General features: G+C 34.7%; 21 protein-coding genes. 8 read left to right on the top strand and 13 right to left on the bottom strand.

The features are described from left to right. Window positions 1–211: 211 nt before the first annotated feature. The gene (locus BA768_RS19625; protein WP_065722097.1) at window positions 212–625 is read right to left on the bottom strand and encodes a winged helix-turn-helix transcriptional regulator; all 414 of its coding nucleotides are present in this window, start codon (window positions 623–625) and stop codon (window positions 212–214) included. Window positions 626–745: 120 nt separating this feature from the next. Here BA768_RS19625 and BA768_RS19630 point away from each other — a divergent pair, with 120 nt between their 5' ends. The 3 genes from BA768_RS19630 (at window position 746) to BA768_RS19640 (ending at window position 2608) form a co-directional block, all read left to right on the top strand. After that, window positions 746–1501 carry an SDR family NAD(P)-dependent oxidoreductase gene (locus BA768_RS19630; RefSeq protein ID WP_034672825.1) on the top strand — a complete coding sequence of 252 codons (756 nt, stop codon included), beginning with the start codon at window positions 746–748 and terminating at the stop codon, window positions 1499–1501. A 14-nt stretch (window positions 1502–1515) separates the two neighbouring features. Next, window positions 1516–2286 carry an SDR family oxidoreductase gene (locus BA768_RS19635; RefSeq protein WP_034672826.1) on the top strand — a complete coding sequence of 257 codons (771 nt, stop codon included), beginning with the start codon at window positions 1516–1518 and terminating at the stop codon, window positions 2284–2286. 118 nt (window positions 2287–2404) lie between these two features. Then, on the top strand, window positions 2405–2608 hold the full coding sequence (locus tag BA768_RS19640) for a hypothetical protein (RefSeq protein ID WP_065722098.1): 204 nt from the start codon (window positions 2405–2407) through the stop codon (window positions 2606–2608). Window positions 2609–2650: 42 nt separating this feature from the next. On the opposite strand, the gene BA768_RS19645 is transcribed toward BA768_RS19640, so the two are convergent. The 7 genes from BA768_RS19645 to BA768_RS19675 all read right to left on the bottom strand — a co-directional run bounded on the left by BA768_RS19645 (window position 2651) and on the right by BA768_RS19675 (window position 9080). Next, window positions 2651–3394 (bottom strand): LytR/AlgR family response regulator transcription factor, encoded by a 744-nt coding sequence (locus tag BA768_RS19645; protein WP_083206753.1) that lies wholly within the window; start codon window positions 3392–3394, stop codon window positions 2651–2653. Between the two features lie 54 nt (window positions 3395–3448). After that, a complete protein-coding gene (locus BA768_RS19650) occupies window positions 3449–3724 on the bottom strand; it encodes a 2TM domain-containing protein (RefSeq protein ID WP_065722099.1) in 276 nt (91 codons plus the stop codon). A 26-nt stretch (window positions 3725–3750) separates the two neighbouring features. Continuing rightward, entirely contained in the window at window positions 3751–4047 is a 297-nt protein-coding gene (locus BA768_RS19655; RefSeq protein WP_065722100.1) for a 2TM domain-containing protein, read from the bottom strand. Between the two features lie 188 nt (window positions 4048–4235). Then, on the bottom strand, window positions 4236–4541 hold the full coding sequence (locus BA768_RS19660; RefSeq protein ID WP_065722101.1) for a 2TM domain-containing protein: 306 nt from the start codon (window positions 4539–4541) through the stop codon (window positions 4236–4238). Then, window positions 4528–5757, bottom strand: coding sequence for a 2TM domain-containing protein (locus BA768_RS19665; RefSeq protein ID WP_228388524.1), 1230 nt, complete (start codon window positions 5755–5757; stop codon window positions 4528–4530). The genes BA768_RS19660 and BA768_RS19665 overlap by 14 nt, the downstream gene beginning before the upstream one ends. A gap of 159 nt (window positions 5758–5916) precedes the next feature. After that, window positions 5917–6567, bottom strand: a complete 651-nt coding sequence (locus BA768_RS19670; RefSeq protein WP_065722103.1) for a hypothetical protein — start codon at window positions 6565–6567, stop codon at window positions 5917–5919. Between the two features lie 281 nt (window positions 6568–6848). After that, a complete protein-coding gene (locus tag BA768_RS19675; RefSeq protein WP_065722104.1) occupies window positions 6849–9080 on the bottom strand; it encodes a TonB-dependent receptor in 2232 nt (743 codons plus the stop codon). Window positions 9081–9224: 144 nt separating this feature from the next. On the opposite strand from BA768_RS19675, the gene BA768_RS19680 reads away from it, so the two are divergent. Continuing rightward, the gene (locus BA768_RS19680) at window positions 9225–9728 is read left to right on the top strand and encodes a superoxide dismutase family protein (protein WP_034672843.1); all 504 of its coding nucleotides are present in this window, start codon (window positions 9225–9227) and stop codon (window positions 9726–9728) included. 214 nt (window positions 9729–9942) lie between these two features. On the opposite strand, the gene BA768_RS19685 is transcribed toward BA768_RS19680, so the two are convergent. Next, a complete protein-coding gene (locus tag BA768_RS19685) occupies window positions 9943–12072 on the bottom strand; it encodes a carboxy terminal-processing peptidase (protein WP_065722105.1) in 2130 nt (709 codons plus the stop codon). Window positions 12073–12328: 256 nt separating this feature from the next. Between BA768_RS19685 and surE the strand changes: the two genes are divergently transcribed. Beyond that, window positions 12329–13099: a 5'/3'-nucleotidase SurE gene (gene surE, locus BA768_RS19690; protein ID WP_065722106.1), complete on the top strand. Its 771-nt coding sequence runs from the start codon at window positions 12329–12331 to the stop codon at window positions 13097–13099. Beyond that, window positions 13099–13764, top strand: a complete 666-nt coding sequence (locus tag BA768_RS19695; RefSeq protein ID WP_065722107.1) for a GNAT family N-acetyltransferase — start codon at window positions 13099–13101, stop codon at window positions 13762–13764. Before surE ends, BA768_RS19695 begins: the two co-directional genes overlap by 1 nt. A 19-nt stretch (window positions 13765–13783) precedes the next feature. Here the strand turns inward: BA768_RS19695 and BA768_RS19700 are convergent, their stop codons facing one another. From BA768_RS19700 to BA768_RS19710, 3 genes are read right to left on the bottom strand one after another with little or no spacing between them, the layout of a single operon-like run. After that, a complete protein-coding gene (locus tag BA768_RS19700; protein ID WP_065722108.1) occupies window positions 13784–15187 on the bottom strand; it encodes a radical SAM protein in 1404 nt (467 codons plus the stop codon). 9 nt (window positions 15188–15196) lie between these two features. Then, a complete protein-coding gene (locus tag BA768_RS19705) occupies window positions 15197–15430 on the bottom strand; it encodes a hypothetical protein (RefSeq protein WP_034672858.1) in 234 nt (77 codons plus the stop codon). Window positions 15431–15440: 10 nt separating this feature from the next. After that, window positions 15441–16187 carry a prolipoprotein diacylglyceryl transferase gene (locus BA768_RS19710; RefSeq protein WP_065722109.1) on the bottom strand — a complete coding sequence of 249 codons (747 nt, stop codon included), beginning with the start codon at window positions 16185–16187 and terminating at the stop codon, window positions 15441–15443. A gap of 350 nt (window positions 16188–16537) precedes the next feature. Between BA768_RS19710 and BA768_RS19715 the strand changes: the two genes are divergently transcribed. Together BA768_RS19715 and BA768_RS19720 are read left to right on the top strand one after the other, a co-directional pair. Further along, window positions 16538–17578 carry a GMP reductase gene (locus BA768_RS19715; protein WP_065722110.1) on the top strand — a complete coding sequence of 347 codons (1041 nt, stop codon included), beginning with the start codon at window positions 16538–16540 and terminating at the stop codon, window positions 17576–17578. A 407-nt stretch (window positions 17579–17985) separates the two neighbouring features. Beyond that, complete coding sequence (locus tag BA768_RS19720; protein WP_123947147.1) at window positions 17986–19494, top strand: tetratricopeptide repeat protein; 1509 nt, start codon at window positions 17986–17988, stop codon at window positions 19492–19494. A gap of 54 nt (window positions 19495–19548) precedes the next feature. Here BA768_RS19720 and fabG read toward each other — a convergent pair whose 3' ends face one another. Further along, window positions 19549–20292 carry a 3-oxoacyl-[acyl-carrier-protein] reductase gene (fabG, locus tag BA768_RS19725; RefSeq protein ID WP_065722112.1) on the bottom strand — a complete coding sequence of 248 codons (744 nt, stop codon included), beginning with the start codon at window positions 20290–20292 and terminating at the stop codon, window positions 19549–19551. Window positions 20293–20317 lie beyond the last annotated feature (25 nt).

The following is a 20317-nucleotide window of genomic DNA, read 5'->3' on the forward strand; positions in this document are numbered from 1 at the left end:
CAGTGATAAAGATACAAAATTTAAACTAAAAAAACAACATAAATATTTGATAATCAATTAATTAAAACAATTTCTTGTTTTACTAAAACACAAAAAAGTCGGAAGAAAAATCTTCCGACCATGACTACCTTTTCAGGTCTTTTTTATGTTTATAATCTAGAAATCGGTTGGGAATTCCGATAATTAATTATCAAGATTTTAATTAAAACTATTAACCTTCAACATTTTCAGCCAAAGCAAAATTCGGCTCAGAATCGTTAGAAATTTTATTGTCTCCTCCAATGATTTCTTTTCTATGTTTTATTCCCCAATCTGTCAGATTATTTATGATTGTCTGCAGAGATTTACCATGCGCTGTAAGTTCATATTGTACTGTTATAGGTTGAGTATCTAAAACCGTTCGTTTAATTAATTTATTGACTTCCAGCTCTTTCAATTCCTTGCTCAGCATTTTATTAGAAATCCCTACTACGTCGTTGAGGATATCAGAAAATCTTCTCTTATTATAATAGCAAATTGATGAAATAATGGATATTTTCCATTTCCCGCTCAATACATCCATCGAGTCCTGTACGGCCATCATTTCTTTTTTATGACCATCTGTTTTTAAGGGTTGACAACTCATAGGTGGTTACTTTTATGTTACAACGTTACTTCGTCGTTACTGTTACTTTTCGTTACAAAGTTACCAAAATAAATTTATATATAATAATTTTGTCTCAGAATTTTAAAACAGATAAGAACGATGGACAAATTGAAAAATAAAGTAGCTTTAGTTACTGGCGCTTCAAAAGGAATAGGAGCATCAATCGCTAAATATTTTGCAGCAGAAGGCGCAAAAGTAGTAGTAAACTACGCTTCGAGTAAAGAAGATGCAGATAAAGTTGTGAATGAGATTACCAACAATGGCGGAACTGCAATGGCTGTGCAGGGCGATGTCTCGAAAGAAACTGATGTCATCAGACTTTTTGACGAAATCAAAAATGCTTTTGGCACACTGGATATTTTAGTAAACAACGCCGGAATTTATAATTATGAACCTATCGAACAGGTAACCGCTGAAACATTTCATCAGCAATTCAACATTAATGTTTTAGGATCTGTTTTTGCGATTCAGTCGGCATTAAAATTATTTGGTGAAAAAGGAGGAAACATCATCAATATCAGTTCAGGAGCGAGCCGTTCTCCGTTGCCAACAGGTTCGGTGTATTCTGCTACGAAAACGGCGTTAGATGCTTTTACAGTTGCGCTTTCAAAAGAGTTTTCAGGAAGAAATATCCGCATCAATTCTATATTGCCGGGTGTTGTAGAAACAGAAGGATCTCACAGCGCAGGTTTTATCGGAAGTGAATTTGAAGCAAAACTTATATCTACAACTCCACTCGGACGAACCGGACAGCCGGAAGATATTGCAAAAGTGGCTGTATTTATTGCTTCGGACGATGCAGGATGGATTACCGGTGAACAGATCGCCGTTTCAGGAGGAATTTTTGGCTTATAATTAATGTAATAAAAATGAACAGATTAAAAAATAAAGTAACCGTTGTTACAGGTGGAAACAGCGGTATCGGATTTGGGATTGCAGAAGCTTTTAAAAACGAAGGAGCAGTTGGCACTATTACCGGAAGAAATAAAGCAACTCTGAATAATTCTGTTGAAGCTTTGGGCACAGATTTTATAGGTATTGTAGGAGATGTCACGAATCTTGATGATTTAGAAAACACTTTTAGACACACCTTCGAAAAGTTTGGTAAAATAGATGTATTGGTCGTCAATGCAGGAGGCGTAGTAGATGGTGTAGCGATGGGTACAATTGACCAGGTTACAGAAGAGAGCTACGATAAATATATGGATTTAAATTTAAAAAGTTCCTATTTCACGGTCCAAAAATCACTTCCATACCTTAACGACGGAGCTTCGGTTATTTTGATTGGTTCCAGTGCTGCTCATCGTGCTGCACCCGGAATGGCGATTTATTCGGCGGCAAAAGCAGCAATAATATCATTGGCAAAAGGCTTATCTTTAGATTTACTTCCACGAAAAATAAGAGTGAATGCCCTTTCTCCCGGTTCTATTGACACACCGGTTTTCGGGAAAATGGTACCGGAAGAACATTTGGACCAGGTGAAACAAACCTGGATAGATATTACACCCATCGGAAGACAGGGATTGCCTTCTGATATCGGAAATGCTGCTGTATTTTTAGCGTCAGATGAATCATCTTTTATTGTAGGAACAGAAATTCTTTCGGATGGTGGTCTTACAAATATTAGTTTAATGAAATAAATTCAGCAGATTAAACATTCATTTATAATAAGGTTTTCAATATTTCCGGACTTTCATTTGTTGTAACATATTTAAGATTGTGATACTTACCTGATAAATAACAATAAAAAACATCATTATGAAAACTTCTTTGAAAAATCAGTACGCTTATGTAAATCAGGTTTTAATTGCAGTAGTATCTGCAGTTTTAGGATACAATCTTTATCAGGAAATTGTACATCCCGAGAATTCGAGATTAACGATAAGTATCATTCTTGTGGTTCTAACTTATATCTTAGTTGAAAAATATGGTTATAAGCTGGAAAAGGAAATTGAAAAATAATTATCGCCAGAGGTTTGAAGAAATTCAGACCTCTTTTTTATTCTAATTTACCAGCCAATCTTTAAAATCCTTCCCCCGTTCGCGGCTTACTGTAATTTCTTCCTGCGGCTGGAAGTTGAGCTCCACTTTATAATTGGGTGACGTATGAATATTTTTGATGTAATCCGAATTAATAATAAACTGTCTGTTTGCGCGGAAAAACTTCTTATCATCAAGCACATCTGTCAATTCATCTAAAGTGAAATCTGAAGGATAAGCTCTGTCCTGAGTCTGCAGATAAACGATTTTATTTTCGCTGTAAAAACAGCTGATTTCGTGGGTTTGAACAATTTTCAGATTATAACCGATCTTTACCAGAATTCTTGAAAGTGTAGTTTTTTCTTTTTTAATGATCTGTTTAATATCATCCGAATTTACCAACTGATCTGAAGGAAGAAATGATTTAAATTTTTCAATCGCGCCCGAAAGATCTTCATCCATAATGGGTTTCAGAAGATAGTCGATGCTGTTGAGTTTAAAAGCTTTCAAAGTGTATTGATCGAAAGCTGTGGTGTAAATGATAAACGATTTCGTAGAAATTTTCTCGAAGATATCAAACGAAAGACCATCTCCCAAAACGATGTCCGAAAAAATGAGCTGTGGATGTTCGTTTTCAGAAAACCAGGCAATCCCCTCTTCCACCGATTCTATTTTCGCAAGCACTTCAATGTCAGGAAATTCGTTCAGCATTCTTTCCAGTTTTCTTGCAGCGGGTTTTTCGTCTTCTATAATGACCGTTTTTATCATTGAGCTTTGGTTTTAGTTTTATTCCGAAATAAAAATAATTAAATCTTTTCAGTTTTAAAAATTAATCGGCTTTTTGGTCTTCTTAAGTTCTTCTTCAATGATTTCGTTTTCCCATTCAGCATCAAAAACAAAAAGTTTTACGGCTTTTACAGCTAAAATAATTCCCCAAACCGTCAAAATAATAGATCCGTTAAATATTGATTGAGACAAATCTCCGCTTTTCATGAGTCTTCGGAAAAATATGAACAAGGCAACGATTCCAAACCACATACAGTTTTTGTAGAATGATTTCAGTTCTTTTACTCTTTTTTGTGCGCTGTTATAATTCATGATAATAAGTTTTTATTGATGATTAATTAAAGTGATTTTGAATTCTTTCTTTCCTCCTCCATCAATTCTTTTATTTTCTTTTCTTCCCAATCTTTTCCGATCCCGAAAGTGTTTACGGCGTGTGCTGCAATTCCGATTCCCCAACCCAACATTGGCCAGTAAAACCATAAATGATTTGGTGATGTTAAAAAATTTAAAATAATCAAAAAAGGAATAACTAAACAGTAAGAAGTAAGATTTCCGTAAAAACCTTTAAGGTCTCTTACTCTTTTTGCAGCTCTTTCGTACGCTAAATTTTCTTTGTTGAATGATAAATTTTCCATGATGTTTTGTTTTAGAATTATTATTTGTTTGTTTTCTTGAGTCAAATTTAGGTCGATAACAATGCTCGATTCAACTATATATGACTGAGCTGTAATTTTTCAATACTGAACAGTAAAAATCCCGACTCAATTGAAATCGGGATTTGCTTTTAAATATCATTTTAATTTTCAGATAAGAATTAGTTTTATCATTCTTCTTTATTTTTCTGCATAAACTCCCGGATTTTCTTTTCTTCCCAACGTTTTGCAAAATCGAAACGTGGCAAAAAAACAAATAAAGCATGCGCTAAAAGTCCGATTCCCCAAAAAATGGCTGTGAAAAAGTTTTTAAACTGAAAATAGCTTTCATTGGGAGCCAAATTGCTGTAATTAAAGAAGGCAATCATGATATTTACTGCCACATAAGAAAAGAGATGTCCGTAAAAACCCCGCAGTCTTTCGACCTGTTTCTTAGCTTGCTGATAATGAATATCGTTTTCGTCAAATTTTTCCATGATGTTTGTTTTTTTGTTTGTCCATAATTTCCTGAATCTTCTTTTCCTGCCAAGATTGCCCGATCCCAAAAACCTGAAATGCATGGGAAGCAACCCCGATTCCCCATCCTAAAAGCGGCCACCAAAACCAATGATACTTATTTTGAGTATAAAGATTTACAAAAATTAAAAAAGGAATGATGATGCAATATGAGGTAAGGTTTGCATAAAAACTTTTAATCTCTTTTACGCGTTTTTGAGCTCTTAGATAGGCTTTGTTTTCATCTTCTTTATTCAAAACAAGATTTGGCTTCTCATTAAGAATTGGAATTTTTACTTTAAAATAATCTTCAGACTTTTCAATAAAAACATTCTTTTTTGTGAGTAAAGAATACCGCTGAACAATATTTGCCAAACCTATTCCCGCACTTTCTTTGATCTGCTCGCGAATCTGCAGGTTATTTTCAATGCATAAAGTATCGCCTTCCGTAAAAATTTTGATCACCAAAGGCTTTGAAGAAGTTGCTAAATTGTGTTTAATGCAATTCTCCAAAAGCAACTGCAAAGAAAGCGGAACTACAAATCTTTTCAGGCTCTCTTTATCCACGTTAAAATCAAAATTCACGCTGTCCTCAAATCTTGTTTTCAGCAAATCACAGTAGATTTTTGCAAATTCAATTTCGTCTTCGACAGTAACCAGTTCTTTATCTTTCTGCTCCAGAACATACCGGTAAATCTTTGACATGGAAGCGGTAAACTTCTGAGCCTGAACAGGATTTTCGTCGATCAGCGAACTTAAAACATTTAAAGAATTAAACAAAAAATGAGGATCGAGCTGGTTTTTTAAACTTTCAAACTGGGCATTTGCTGATTTTGCAATTAATTTCTGCTCTACAACTTCTTTTTTAGACGTTTTTTTCAATTCGTCCATAAAACCTTTTGCATGAAGAAAAGCAGAGATCAGAAGCGCCACATTGATGGTAAACCAATTGATAAAATTGTATCTGCCCGTAAAATACTCTTCTGTTGTCGCCGCTTTCTGAAAAACAACAAAATTCATGTAATTACAGAAATAAACCAGAATAATATTAGCAATCAGAATAACGACAATGCTGATAATTCCTCTTTTAGTCGTTGCTTCAGACCATGGAAACTTTTTGTTGAGATAATCGTTTATCAAGCCGTTTCCTGCACCCAGAACAAACGAGTACATGAAAGAAATGAGAATGGTCAGCATGAAATTTTCGAACGTTTTCTCATTTGTAAATGCAAAAAAGAAAAACATCGATGTTCCTAGAGATATCCACGCTAAGGTTATAAAATTCTTCCGTTTCATAATGGGTTTCCGGCTTAAATAAGCATTAATAGAAAGGTTATTGCAGACAAAAATAGATATTTATTTTTCCGCAGGCAGACTCAGGAAATATTCAGCTTCAGATTTTCCCCAATTAGGATCTAAAGACGTTTTTGGTTTAAATGAATTGAATTTCTCTAAAGCAGATTGAAATAACTCCATTCCTTTCTTTTTACTTCCGCCAAATTGTTCAGGTGTGAAATATACGTCTTCGGCTTTAATCAAAGTTACTCTCGGGTTTTGAGGATTTAGCTGTTCGGCTTTCTTCAGTGTTTCATCTGCCTTCGTTCCGAAAGTCATGTATCTTTCCATCGGGTTTACCATCATTTTCAGAGAGTAAATCATTTTTTGAAGAAGATAAATCTCAGAATTATTTTTATCTGCTTCTTCAGCCTGATCTACAAATTTCTGAGCCTGATCTGCAACAGCGTCAAGTTCGCTCATTTTATTTTCTCGCATTAAAACTCTTCCCTTCTGAATGTGTGAAAACGCAGCGTAATAGCTCGGTTGCCATTTCCCTTTTTCTTTATCTGCAATTCTCTGGAAGTCGTTTGCTAAAGCATTGAAGTCTTCGGGCGTTTTACAGGCTTCAATTTTGGCAATTTTTTCTGTCATTACTTTTTCGTACTGATTCTGTGCAAAAGCAGTTAAGCTAAACATACTTAAAGCAAAACTTAAAATTAATTTTTTCATGATTTTTAAAATTTTAATGTTTGATATTTATAATTTTTAAACGCAAAGTGCGCAAAGATTTTATTTAAATAAATGAGGATATTTTTCGTTCGCAAAGGCGTTTCACTCAGCTATGACCACAATTGTTTTTAAGTGATTTATTAAAAGAAAATCTAAGATTTTCAAAAACTTATGTGTTCTTATCAACGTTATTATTTTAGCTAAACTAATGTAACTCATGTGTCAAAAAGCTTTTGTTACTTTTGACTTCGTCTAATCTGCGATTTGCGGTTAAAGTAAATTTAAAGGTTATTGTTAATCGCATCCTCTGTTTTATCGACCCCAAAGCTGATGAACATTCCTACAAAAACAAAGGTATTCACCGGCGGAACAATGGCTGATCTGAAATTTCCGTCACTTGAAAAGTTGTATCCGTAAATATTTTTTCTTCCTAAGACATTCGAAACACTCAATACAAGAACGGTAAATGCTTTTGCATCTTTTTTTCCGATATTCGGAAGATAATTAAAACTTAAATTAATTGAGCTGAAATCTTTCAGACTTCCTTCATTTCGAATGATATTCTCTCCGTTATCAGCAATAATATCATAATAAGGTCGTCCTTTAGCATAATTGAATGAAAGATTGGTCTGGAATTTCATTTCAGGGAAAAATCTTTTGGCAACGACCGATAATGTATGCTGAGATGCAAAACCCGGTTTTAAACGCATCGGATAATTCATAAAATCCCTTTCAGAATCCAAATATGAATAGCTTACCCAGTAATCAATATTTTTAATGGTTTTCTTATCTCTCCAAAAAAGCTCTGCACCTTTTGCATAGCCATCACCATTATTGTTAACAGCAGTTTGTACAGGTTGATACTGACCCGGAATATTAGCAATATTCTGTACCTTGATTAGATCATTGTATTTTTTATAAAATGCCTCCAATCTCACACTTCTGCCTTCCGCAGTTTTCTGAACCTGAAAAATATAATGCTGTGACTGCTGAAAATCTAATTGTGCCGCAGAATTGATGTATCTGCTTTCAGGATTTTGGTAAAAAATTCCGTAAGCAAATGAGGTTGTCCAGTCTTTAGCTAAACGATAGGCAAGAGCAAATCGTGGGGCAAAATTGCTTTCTTTCAGATAAGATGAATACTCAGCTCTGGCTCCGATTTTTGCCGAAAATCTATTGCTGAAACCAAGATCTGTCTCCACAAAAGCCGAAGAAATCAAATCTCTGTAACCTTTGTTTACATCTTCGATCGAAAGCTCTTCATTCGCATAATTGAGTTCAAAACCTCCTCTCACTGCGCTTATTCTATTCATCTTTCTCTCTAAAACAGTTTTAAAATTAAGATAATTCCCATCATTCAGCAATCTTGTAGGTGCAGATTGAACCTCATCCGATTCTGTTGAAAAATTAAGGTCTGAGCGGTTAAAAGAATATGAACTTCCGACATTGAGAAGATATCTTCCTAACTTTTGTCTGAATGAAAGGTTATGAAATGTATTTTTACCTCTCAATTTCACCAAAGAATATTGTGAATCTGAATCTAAACCAGCAGTTTTCACTCCCATTGCATCGGTATTGAACATTCCGTAATATTTCAGCACACCGCCGGATTTTGTTTTAATTCTAAAATTAAAATCACCATTGAAACCGCTCGGAGCTGCATTAAAATCAGTATTAAAATTAAAAACTTCCTGCATCAGTTTTAAGTTCGAATATCCTGCACTCGCTCCGAAAGAAAATGTTTTATCATCATTTACTCTTTGAAGGGCGACATTCAAAAATATAGGAGAAACGCCAAAATCGTAAGAGCTTTGATCAGGGAAATCTACACTTTCAAGCATTAAGGCTCCGGAAAGGGCTTGTCCGTAAAGCGCAGAATATCCACCACTGGAAAATACATTTCCTTTAAATAAAGACGTATTCAGACGGTCACGGCCTGCAATTCCGGGAACAGAATTGGAGAAATAGTTATTAACCAAGCTTCCGTCCATAAAAATCTTGGCTTCAGTTCCGGTTCCTCCACGGATGAAAAGCCCTTCTGTCTCGCCGACTTTCTGAACACCGGGAAGATAGGTAAGGTAAGAAGAAATCTGCGCATCCGAACCAGCCGTTGTATAAACATCCAGCGGACTGATAATTGCCGACCTGTTTTTGTCACTGGCTTCGATAGAACCCGCCGTTATCACCACAGCATCGATTTCGTTTACCTGTTCTTTTAAATCTATATTGATATTTAAATCCTGATCCGATATTGTTATATTTTTTTCAGAACCAATGTACTTAGTGTGCGAAAATATAAGCGTGTGATTTCCTTTTTCAGAAGTTTCAAAAGTAAAAAAACCTTCTTTATTGGTAGTTGCACCATCATAAGTATCTTTCAGAGTAACATCTACTGCGCTGATTCCTTTATTTTTGTAACTTACTCTGCCCGTAATTTTCACGTTCTGAGAAAAATGCAGAACGCAGACAAAAAGGGTAAAAAAGCAAAGATTTTTAGAATAAATGGTCTTCATGGCTGTTTATTTGCTTACAAATCTATATCTAAAACTTTATTCTTTAAGTTTTTTGTGACTGAACGGTAGATTTGTATGACTGAGCAGTATTTTTTAATTTTAGATAAATAACACTAGAATATTAATCACTAAAATATTATTAAAATGAAATCAACAAAGCTTTTACTTCTTGCAGGATGCACATTATTTGCTGTTTCCTGCTCTACATCAAAAACGTACAACATCATCGCAAAAAGCGGAACAGAAACCGGCGGAACAGCAAAATTTACCCAAGATGGAAATGAAGTAATTCTAAATCTTGACGTGACCAAGCTTACACCGGGAATTCACGCAGTACATATTCACGAGAAAGGAGATTGCTCTGCTCCCGATGCAGCATCTGCAGGAGGACACTGGAATCCCGGAAGCCACAATCATGGAAAATGGGGCGAAAATCAATTCCACATGGGCGATATCGGAAATCTTGAAGCTGATAAAGACGGGAATGCAAAACTCACTTTTAAAACCGATAAATGGTGTCTTGATTGCGTGGAAGAAAGCAAAAACATTATCGGAAAAGGTTTAATCATTCATGCCGATAAAGACGATTTTCAGACCCAGCCAACAGGAAACGCAGGCGGAAGAGTGGGTTGTATTGAGATTAAATAGATTTATTTTACCGCAAAAGAGGCAAAAGAAATTCTTGATAAAAGAAAGATTACTAAGTCACAAAATAGAAACTAATTCTTTTTGTAAATTTTTAGTTTACTAAAGAGGTATTAAAATCTTTTTTGCTTTTGCAATAAAAAATAATCCACATAAAATTTAAGCACAAAAAAACCACTAATTTTCGTTAGTGGTTTTTTCTTTTATTAATCAGTTTTTATTGCTTCGTTTTCATATCTGCAATGATGTTCATCGCTTCCTGAAGATAGGTATCTTTTCTTAGGTTTTTTACCCACATTTCAGATTTCTTTTTGAAAACCTCATCCTTTTTCTCTCTTTCGATTTCTGCAGGGAACATGGCAAATTTCAATCCGTTATCATATTTCGTAAGCTTTTTGAATTTTTCAATCTGAGCTTTTCTCTGCTTCATCAATTCATTAAACTTATTGATATTTAATGTAATGCTTTCTTCCTTATCCAGCTGCTCTCTCCATTGTGCAGACTCCAATAACAATTGATAGTTTGCATTCTTAGCCATTCTGTCGTTGCTTGCTTTTTCTAAAGCTTTCACATCAAAATAATTTACTTTCTGGAAATTAGCACTCGGAATTTTATCCCATGCCAAAGCAAAATCGTCGTATCTCTCACCAATTTCTGCATACGTGAAGAAATCTTTCATCTGAATATCAGAAACAATTCCTTTTCTCTGGTTTGATTCTCCTGTAACTCTGTAGAATTTCTGAATCGTCAGTTTTAAAGAACCGAAATCATCTTCCGTATTTAAGAATCTGTTCAGATCAACAAAAGTCTGTACTGTACCTTTACCGTAAGATTGAGGAGACCCAACAATTACCGCTCTTCCGTAATCCTGCATTGCACCTGCCAAAATTTCTGATGCTGAAGCTGAAATCTCGTTCTGCATAATCACTAAAGGTCCGGTCCAGATCGGAGTTTCCTGCTTGTTTTTCAACGTCTGGATTTTTCCGTTACTATCTTTTACCTGTACATAAGGACCTGCATTCATAAACAATCCCATAATATCCCCAACTTCTGTCAACGAACCACCTCCGTTATTCCTAAGGTCTAAAACAACCCCCTCAATTCCTTCAGCTTTTAATTTGATAATTTCGTTTTTGATGTCATCAGAAGCATTTCTTCCTTTTTCATCTTCAAAATCGGCGTTGAATCCTGGTAAGTTGATAAATCCGTATTTTTTTCCGTTGGGAGAATTTACGATAATACTTTTCGCAAAAGTGTCTTCAATAGCTACTTCTTCACGAATCATCGTCACTTCTATAATCGTTTTATCTTTTTTCTGAACCGTTAACGTAACCGGAGTTCCTTTTTCTCCTCTTATTAATCGAACGGCCTCATCAGAAAGCATTCCTACTACATTTACCGCTTCTTCATTCGGTTTAGACTTTACTTTCAAAATTTTATCGCCGTCGGATAGTTTTTTAGATTTCCAGGCAGGAGCCCCAATTGAAAGTGCACCTAGATAAAGGTTGCCTTTTTTCTCCTGAATGATTGCACCGATTCCTATTACTTTTCCTTTAAACTGAGTATCAAAATCTTCTTTGTCTTTTGGAGAATAATAGTTGGTATGTGGATCAAAAACTTCTGTATAGGCATTCATATACACCGAGAACCAATCCATTTTTTTTCTCTTCTTAAATCTCGTAAAAGTTTCTTTCACCAAATCTTTTACCTCATCCGTTGCTTTTGTAAGCTTTTGCTGAGGCGAAAGAATTTCCAGTTTTATGGTATCTTTTAATTTAAATTTCTGTACAGAATCTTTCTTCTCTTTCTGAGCTTCTTCTTTGCTGTTCATTGATTCAATTTCCTGAAGGATATTGTATTTGATAAATTTTTTCCACTCATTATATTGTTCCTTTTGGTCTGCAGGAACTTTTTTAATTTTAGATTCAAGAATAAGGGTTTCATCTTCTTCCAGATTGATCGGTTTGCTGAAGATTTCCTGTGTCATCTTATCTATTTCATCCACTCTCTGGTACAATCGGTCTACTGTAAGTTTATAAAACTGCAGATCACCCTGATTGATATAATCATCAAGCTTTGTTTCATGCTTGCCAAATTCGTTCATATCCGACTGCAGAAAATATCTTTTTCCGGGATCAATCATTTCAAAATAATGCTTGTAAACATCTTTTGAATAAGCATCATTAATAGGTTTCGGGCTGTAATGTAAGTATGAAAGAGTGTTTTTAACGCTCACCATTATCGTCTGCATTTTTTCGTCATCATTTTTAGGCGAATTGAAACAAAACATAAGACTTGTTAATGGAATAAAGAGTAAAAATTTATTTAGTTTAAAATTTTTCCACATAAATCTTTAGAGTATAAAATATTATTTAATAAAAATGGTTTGCCAATAAGTCTCTAAAACTCAACGGCTGTTACAAACTATCAAATTTAATACCTTATTTAGAAATAACCGTTAAATTTCAGTTTTTTTTAATAATAAAACATATGAAACGGTAATCCTTTGATTATCTGTGCAAAATTTGTTGACCATAAATTAAATTGAAGCTGTTTTTAGAGCAATGCTTTATTCATATATTTGTTAAAATTAAATATACAATATGGAAAAACCCCTAATTCTGGTTACAAATGACGATGGAATCACGGCTCCGGGTATCAGAAACTTAGTAGAATTTATGAATGAAATTGGAGAAGTTATTGTGGTAGCTCCCAATTCGCCTCAAAGCGGAAAAGGTCATGCCATTACGATCAACTCTACATTAAGCTATGAAGAAGTGCATTTAGACGGTCCTCAAAGAGATTTTTCGTGCAGCGGAACTCCGGTTGACTGTGTGAAAATGGCCTTAGATAAAATACTTCCGAGAAGACCGGATATTGTGGTTTCCGGAATTAATCATGGCGCCAATTCTTCGATTAATGTAATTTATTCGGGAACGATGTCTGCAGCCGTAGAAGGCGGTGTAGAAGGTCTTCCTTCAATTGGGTTCTCACTTTTAGACTTCAGCTGGGAAGCAGATTTTACGCAGGCAAAAGAATACATTCAAAATATTGTCAGAAAAACTTTGGAAAACCCGATGCCTAAAGGTGTTGTGCTCAATGTAAACATTCCTAAACTTTTAAAAGAAGAAATAAAAGGGGTGAAAATTTGCAAGCAGGCTCATGCAAAATGGGAAGAAAGTTTTGATGAGAGAATCAATCCGCATGGTAAAAAATATTACTGGCTTACCGGTTATTTCAACAATATGGATGAATCTGAAGATGCAGACGAAACAGCTTTGGCAAACGGATATATCTCAATTGTACCTGTAAAGTTTGATATGACCGCTTATGAATATATGAATACACTTCGTGATGTAATGGATTTTGAATAATGTACGAAAAATTAGATAACCCTGTATATCATTCACTTAATGAATATCATAAAAAGTTTTGCTTAAACTTCGGAGATTCTAAGTTTTATAATCCTGAAGTTGCTGCTTTTGGCGGGTCATTAAACGTTGCAAAAGAAAATGATATCACAGACTATGCAAAGATCTGTGATGATTTTCTTATTTTCGGAGCAAAACCTGAGTTAGGAGAATTTAAAACAGAAATGTCTCAGCTTGTTTGTGATCAATACGTTTTGGAAAACAAAATTGAGCTTGATTATACTGAAGAAATTGTTGAACTTCAACATGAAAACCATGAAGAATTATTGGTTTTTGTTAAAAAGTTTTATCCGCATTATTTCAAAAGCAGAACTCCGGAATTAGGGCGATATTTCGGTATTTTTAAAGATGAAAAACTTGTTGCTGTAACAGGTCAGAGAATGCAGATGAATGATATGACAGAAGTAAGTGCCGTCATTACAGACCCAGATTATCTGGGAAAAGGCTTTGCCAAGCAATTGGTCGCATTTGTTTCCAATACAATATTCGAAGATGGCAAAACACCTTTCCTTCATGTTGCAGAAAATAATCTCGGAGCAAAGAAACTTTATGAAAAACTAGGCTTTGATTTGAGAGGTAAAATAAATTTATGGGGTGTGAAAAGATAATTTTCATACCCTGTTTTATCTAAAACAAAACTTTATCATCTTTCCTCAGTTCTTCCAGATATTTAACCTTATCATCCCTGTAAAAGAGATTCATCGTCTCAAAAGGAATCATTTTTAAATCTTTATTCACAATATGAACGCAGGATTTTTTCACAGCACGAACATCAAAATCATGAGCATCCATAAAATTCATGATAATAATTCTGAACAGATTATCATAATCTAAATTCGGGGCCGAAACTTCAGGAAGACAGCACAATAACTGATTTACTTTAGGCTGAACTTTATCCACAGAAATTCCCGTACTGAAAATATCAAGAAGTTGCATCTGCAATCCGGTATCCTGTTCATAAACAATGGTATTTCTGGTTTCATTATTCAGCAAATCTGCGGGATTGATGTATCTCGTCAAAGGTATGGTTTCTCCTTCCAGTTTTAAAATATAACCCATCGCCAAAGCATCCGGATTACACGGGACGGGAATAATGTCATCGCCATTCAAAAGCGGAAACTGGTTTAAAATTTCCTGTCTTACTTCCGTCAATGTAATTTTTTCATGCGCAGAGTCTTCCCTGTTTCTTCCCGCAATTTCTACAGGCTGAAAGGTAATTCCTCGGACGCATTTCTGTTTTAAAGCAAAATCGATGATCTTACCGATTTCATCAATATTTTTATCTTTCTGAAGAACGATAACAAGCGTTGTAGAAAGATTTAAAGCATTCAATTTCTCCAAAGCTTTCATTCTCACATCTGTCAAATCTTTACCTCTGAAATCTTGTAAAACTTCAGGTTTAAAAGAATCAAACTGAAGATAAATTTCAAATTCCGGTGCATAAGTCGCTAGTTTTTCCGCAAAACCTGGGTCATTGGCAATTCTTACTCCGTTTGTATTGAGCATTAAATGTTTGATCGGTTTTGTCTTTGCAATATCCATGATTTTAAAAAACTCAGGATGGATGGTCGGTTCGCCTCCACTAATCTGGACAACATCCGGTTCACCTTCATTTTTAACAATGATATCAAACATCGCTTCAATTTCTTCCAAAGTTCTGTGACTTCCGTAATGCGGTGAAGACATCGCATAACAGGTCGGACAAGTAAGATTGCACCGATCCGTCACTTCCACAATCGAAAGACAGCTATGTTGCTCATGATCAATACACAAACCACAATCGTAAGGACATCCGTATTCTACATCGGTTCCGAAATGTACAGGTATTTCTGAGGCTTTATTGTAGTTTCTGATATTTTTGTAATATTGAACATCAGAAGCAATTTTAGTCTTAAAAAATCCATGATCAGGGCATCTTTTAGTCATGAAAACCGTTTCATCTTCAATGATAATCTTTGCTCCTACCCTTTTCAGACATTCCGGGCAAAGACTAATCGTATAATCGTAATAAGTATAATTTCGTACCGGCATAATTTTGATTTACATTCCACCACAAACAAAACCGCTTATCAAACCACCGATAAGCATTGATATCAGAACAGTTTTCCAAAACTGACCTGTTGAAAATTTCTTTGTATTGTCCCATTCATAAATGACTTTTGTAATCGCCCCAATCACCAACGAAACAACGAAAAGCACAATGGCAATGATTCCGATAATCATTATCACAAGACCTTCCAAACCACCGACTTCAAGTAAGGTTAAAAATTTCATGATTTGATATTTAAAGTGAAGTTACAACTTTTGTTTTTCTCAGTTTCAAGAAATAATAAAAAATCACGCCAATACAAACCAACTGTATCGTTCCTAAATTTCCTATTATTTCTATTCTTGGTTTAATAAAATCCAACATCAATCTAAAGCTGAAATAGCTCAGCATAAATAATTGAAAAACAAAACCTGAAGGATACTTATTTTTATTCTGAGCAGCCTTTAAAATGATCCATAAAATAATGAGAAAAGCAATTTCGTACAAAGCGACAGGATGTCTCAGATATTCATCGCCCAAATGCATTCCGAAAATAAAATCTGTGGGAATTCCGTACGTTTCTTCATGAACTCCAGTCAGAAAACACCCAATTCTACCAATAATCATTGCCAAAATTAAAGGAAAAACAATTAAATCTCCTGTGCTTTCTTTGTGACCCACAATTTTTTTTGCCCATTCCACACCTATCAATCCAAAAGCCAAACCTCCAACAATGGTATTATTTGTCCAAAATCTTTTAAAGTTGAAATTTTCGAATAATGTGTACGAATTTTCAAGATTTCCGATGAGCTTTGAACCGATTAAAGCTCCTGCCGTTGCTCCAATTAATACCGCTGCAGAAGTATTGAAGGACAGTTTTTCTTTTGATTTCCTTTTTAAATAAAAATAATACCGCATCCCGATGAAAATCCCGATGGTTTCAAAAATAGGATGCGCCAAAATCGTTTTACCGAAAATCTGAAAGGTAACAGGAAAATCCATGAAACCAAAAATAGGATATTTCAAATGATGATGATACAGATTTTGTGAATAAATTTCCCACAGATTTGCACGGATGTTTGCGCTAAATGTTTGTTCAGAATTTCTTAATAATTCCGTTCATATTTTTTATTCAATTCATGCCGTTTTTGCCACGAATGCACAAATTATTTACTCTTATATTTTAAAATATTCGTGCATTCGTGGCAATTACATTCTCAATCACCCGTGAAAATCCATGCAATCCGTGGGAAATCATTTTTTGCATCACTCATAAATATTTTATAAAACATTTTCTTTCGAGATTTCTAAAAATCTTTTGCTTAATTTTAAGTAAAATAATTTTCCAAAATATGCGTATAGAATATGATATAAAACTGGGATTCAAAGACGTAATGTTCAGACCCAAACGTTCAACATTAAAGTCCCGCTCTGAAGTAAATCTTGAAAGAGAATTCACCTTCAGACATACCAAAAAAAAATGGACAGGAACTCCCATCATTGCCGCCAATATGGATACAGTCGGAACTTTCGAAATGGCTGCTGAATTAGCAAAAGATAAGATCATCACGGCTATTCACAAACACTACACTCCGGAAGAATGGAGCAACTTTTTAAATAATCAACCTGAAGAAATTCATCAGTATATTGCTTTGAGCACCGGAACCGGAAAATCTGATGAGGAGAAAATAAAAACCATCATGGAAAAGCACCCAAAAATCGAGTTTCTCTGTATAGATGTTGCCAATGGTTATTCTGAGCATTTCGTTGAATTTGTGAAGAAAGCAAGAACAAATTTCCCCGATAAAATTATTATGGCAGGAAATGTCGTAACCGGAGAAATGGTGGAAGAGCTTCTTTTAGTCGGTGCAGATATTATTAAAGTCGGAATCGGGCCAGGTTCGGTTTGTACAACGAGAGTAAAAACCGGAGTTGGTTATCCGCAACTTTCTGCCATTATTGAATGTGCCGATGCAGCGCATGGTTTGAAAGGCCACATCATTGCAGATGGAGGCTGTAAAGTTCCCGGAGATGTTGCCAAAGCTTTTGGAGGCGGAGCCGATTTTGTGATGTTGGGCGGAATGTTTGCCGGTCATGACGAAAGCGGTGGCGAAATGGTGGAAGAAAACGGTAAAAAATTCAAACTCTTCTACGGAATGAGTTCTAAAACAGCAATGGATAAACATTCAGGAGGTGTGGCAGAATACAGAGCTTCAGAAGGTAAAACCGTGAAGGTTGCTTACAAAGGTTCTGTTTCAGAAACTGTGAAAGATATTTTGGGTGGTGTTCGCTCAACCTGCACTTATGTAGGAGCTTCTACATTGAAAGAATTGTCAAAAAGAACGACTTTTATCAGAGTTCAGGAACAGGAAAATCAAGTTTTTAATAGTTAAATTTCGTTAAAACCTTTTTTGCTTCATTTTACAGCAATAATTTTTAACCATATGGAAAACTCCCTGTTTAAAGCATTAACCGAACTAGAGGGCTAATTGAGGGGCTGTATTTTTGCATTTTTTTTCGAATTTCTGTCTATTTGCATTGTTCAATTCAGAGTTAAGAACACAAATGATGAAAAAAGAATCTCCGGATATTTTGGCCTGTAGGGTTTAAAAGTGTCCGGATTTTTTTTCTTTTAGATTGAACTTCTTCTTCCAAATATTCTTACATTTATTAAGAATTCAATGGCATAAAAATTGCCTTTGATTTTTCCTTACATTACAATCAACAATTTGAAAATTAACTGTTTGTTTTAACAATTAGTTTTTGCTGTCTTATTGTATTAATAAAAAACACAAATCAATTGAAAATAATATATTTTTTCTCCATCAGGCTCGTGCTGATTATGATTCTCTGGTCATGTTTTTTTCATGCGCAGAATACAAATTCTAGCTTAGAAGCAGATCGGCTTATAAAAAGCACAGAACAGTTTTATATAACCGGAAAATCAAACAATGTTTTAAATTATTCAGAAAAGATCATTAAGCTTTCAAAGCAATCTCAATATGAGAAAGGATTATCGTACGGATATTTTTATCTTGCTTCCTATTATTATGATCAGGCCAAATTTAAACAAAGTATTGATTATGCCAAGCAAGCACAAAAATATTCTGATTACCTGGAAACGGACGAAACGCATTCAGCCCGAATTTCTTCATTATTAGGCAGTAATTATCTGCTTTTAGAGCTTTATACTCTCTCTTTTAAGCATTATCGGAAAGCACTGGAGATTTTAGACGGTAAAAAACAGAAAACTCCCACAGATTTACTTACTGAAAGTGCTGCATATTCTAACCTGAGCTATATTTATGAGAACATCAATAAGCCGGATTCTATGTTCTATTTTTTGCAAAAAGAAAATAAGATTCTGAAAACAATTGATTTTAAAGATGATTATGTTCAAAATGGCTGCTCCTGTTTGGGATATGGAAATTATTATCTGAAACAAAATAAGATCGATTCTGCAAAGAATTATTACAACAAATCATTGGAATATTTTAAGGAGAATGAACATCCTTGTAAAATTGAATCATTGATGGGTTTGGGAAATCTTTATGCTTCACAGAAAAATTATTCCGAAGCTCAAAAATTTTATGATCAGGCTTTAAAAAACTTCGATCACAATAATTTCCCAGATATTCTGAGCGAACTGTACAGGAAAATTGCCGAGCTTAAAATCTCACAGGGAATTTCCGGTGAAGCAAAATATTACCAGGATCTCTATCTTAAAATACACAATGAGCTCGATGAAAGAATGAAGAAAGAACGTGATTTCGCTCTTAATCAAGTTATGAAAGAAGAAAAAATAAAGCATGATGAGGAAGTAAAAAATACCTGGAGGACAACATTCATTATCATTTCTTTACTTATCATCATCACAGGTTTCATCATTTATCTTTTAAAAAAATCAAAGCATAAAACTCAAAAAACAATTGAAATAACCGAAAAACTTATCAAAGAAAAAGAACTGCAGGAACAGGAATCTAACAAACTGAAACAGCAGCTTAATGAAGCTTTTGATGAAGTAATACAACTCGCAAAAGACAATAATCCTTCGTTTTATACCAGATTTCAGGAAGTTTATCCGAAATTTCAGGCTAAAATGCTCAAACTAAATGAAGCTTTAAAACCCAGCGAGCTTACTTTTGCAGCATACATCTATTTAGGTTTTACGACAAAAGAGATTGCAGATTATACCTTCAAAGCGGTAAAAACTATTGAGAATAACCGTTATAACTTCAGAAAAAAAATCAATCTTTCCCCAGAAAAAGATCTTCAGATCTGGTTGAGAAATTACATTAATGCAGAATAAAAAATCCCTCTCATAAGCTTTATGAGAGGGATCGAATATTTAGCTTAAATCTTATTAAGTCAACATTCCACCGTCAACATTTAAAACCTGACCGGAAATATAAGATGACATTTCACTCCCTAAGAATACACATGCATTTGCCACGTCTTCAGGTTGTCCTCCTCTTTTTAAAGGAATACCGTCTCTCCATCCCTGAACTGTTTTTTCGTCTAAAGCGGCTGTCATTTCAGTCTCAATAAATCCCGGAGCAATTGCGTTGCAACGGATGTTTCTTGAACCCAGCTCCAAAGCAATAGATTTGGTAAAACCAATCACACCGGCTTTTGAAGCTGCATAATTTGCCTGTCCTGCATTTCCTTTTACTCCCACTACAGAAGTCATATTGATGATAGAACCTGATTTTGCCTTCATCATTGGCTTAATTACCGCCTTTGTAAGGTTGAATACAGAATCTAAATTTACTTTGATAATAGTATCCCAATCTTCTTTAGACATTCTCATCAGAAGATTATCCTTCGTAATACCTGCATTGTTTACCAGAATATCAATTTTACCAAATTCAGCCATTACATCATCTACCAATTTTTGCGCTGCATCGTAATCTGAAGCATCAGACTGATAACCTTTAATTTGAGTTACAGAACTTAAAGCAGTTTCCAATTCTTTCGCTTTATCTACAGATCCGGCATAAGTAAAAGCCACTTTTGCACCTTGCTGGGCAAAAATTTCGGCAATACCTTTTCCGATTCCTCTTGTAGCTCCGGTAATTAGCGCTACTTTTCCTTCTAATAGTTTCATATAATGATTATTTATTTTTTAAAAA

Origin of the sequence: Chryseobacterium sp. CBo1, assembly GCF_001693475.1 — a bacterium.
GTDB lineage: Bacteria > Bacteroidota > Bacteroidia > Flavobacteriales > Weeksellaceae > Chryseobacterium > Chryseobacterium formosense.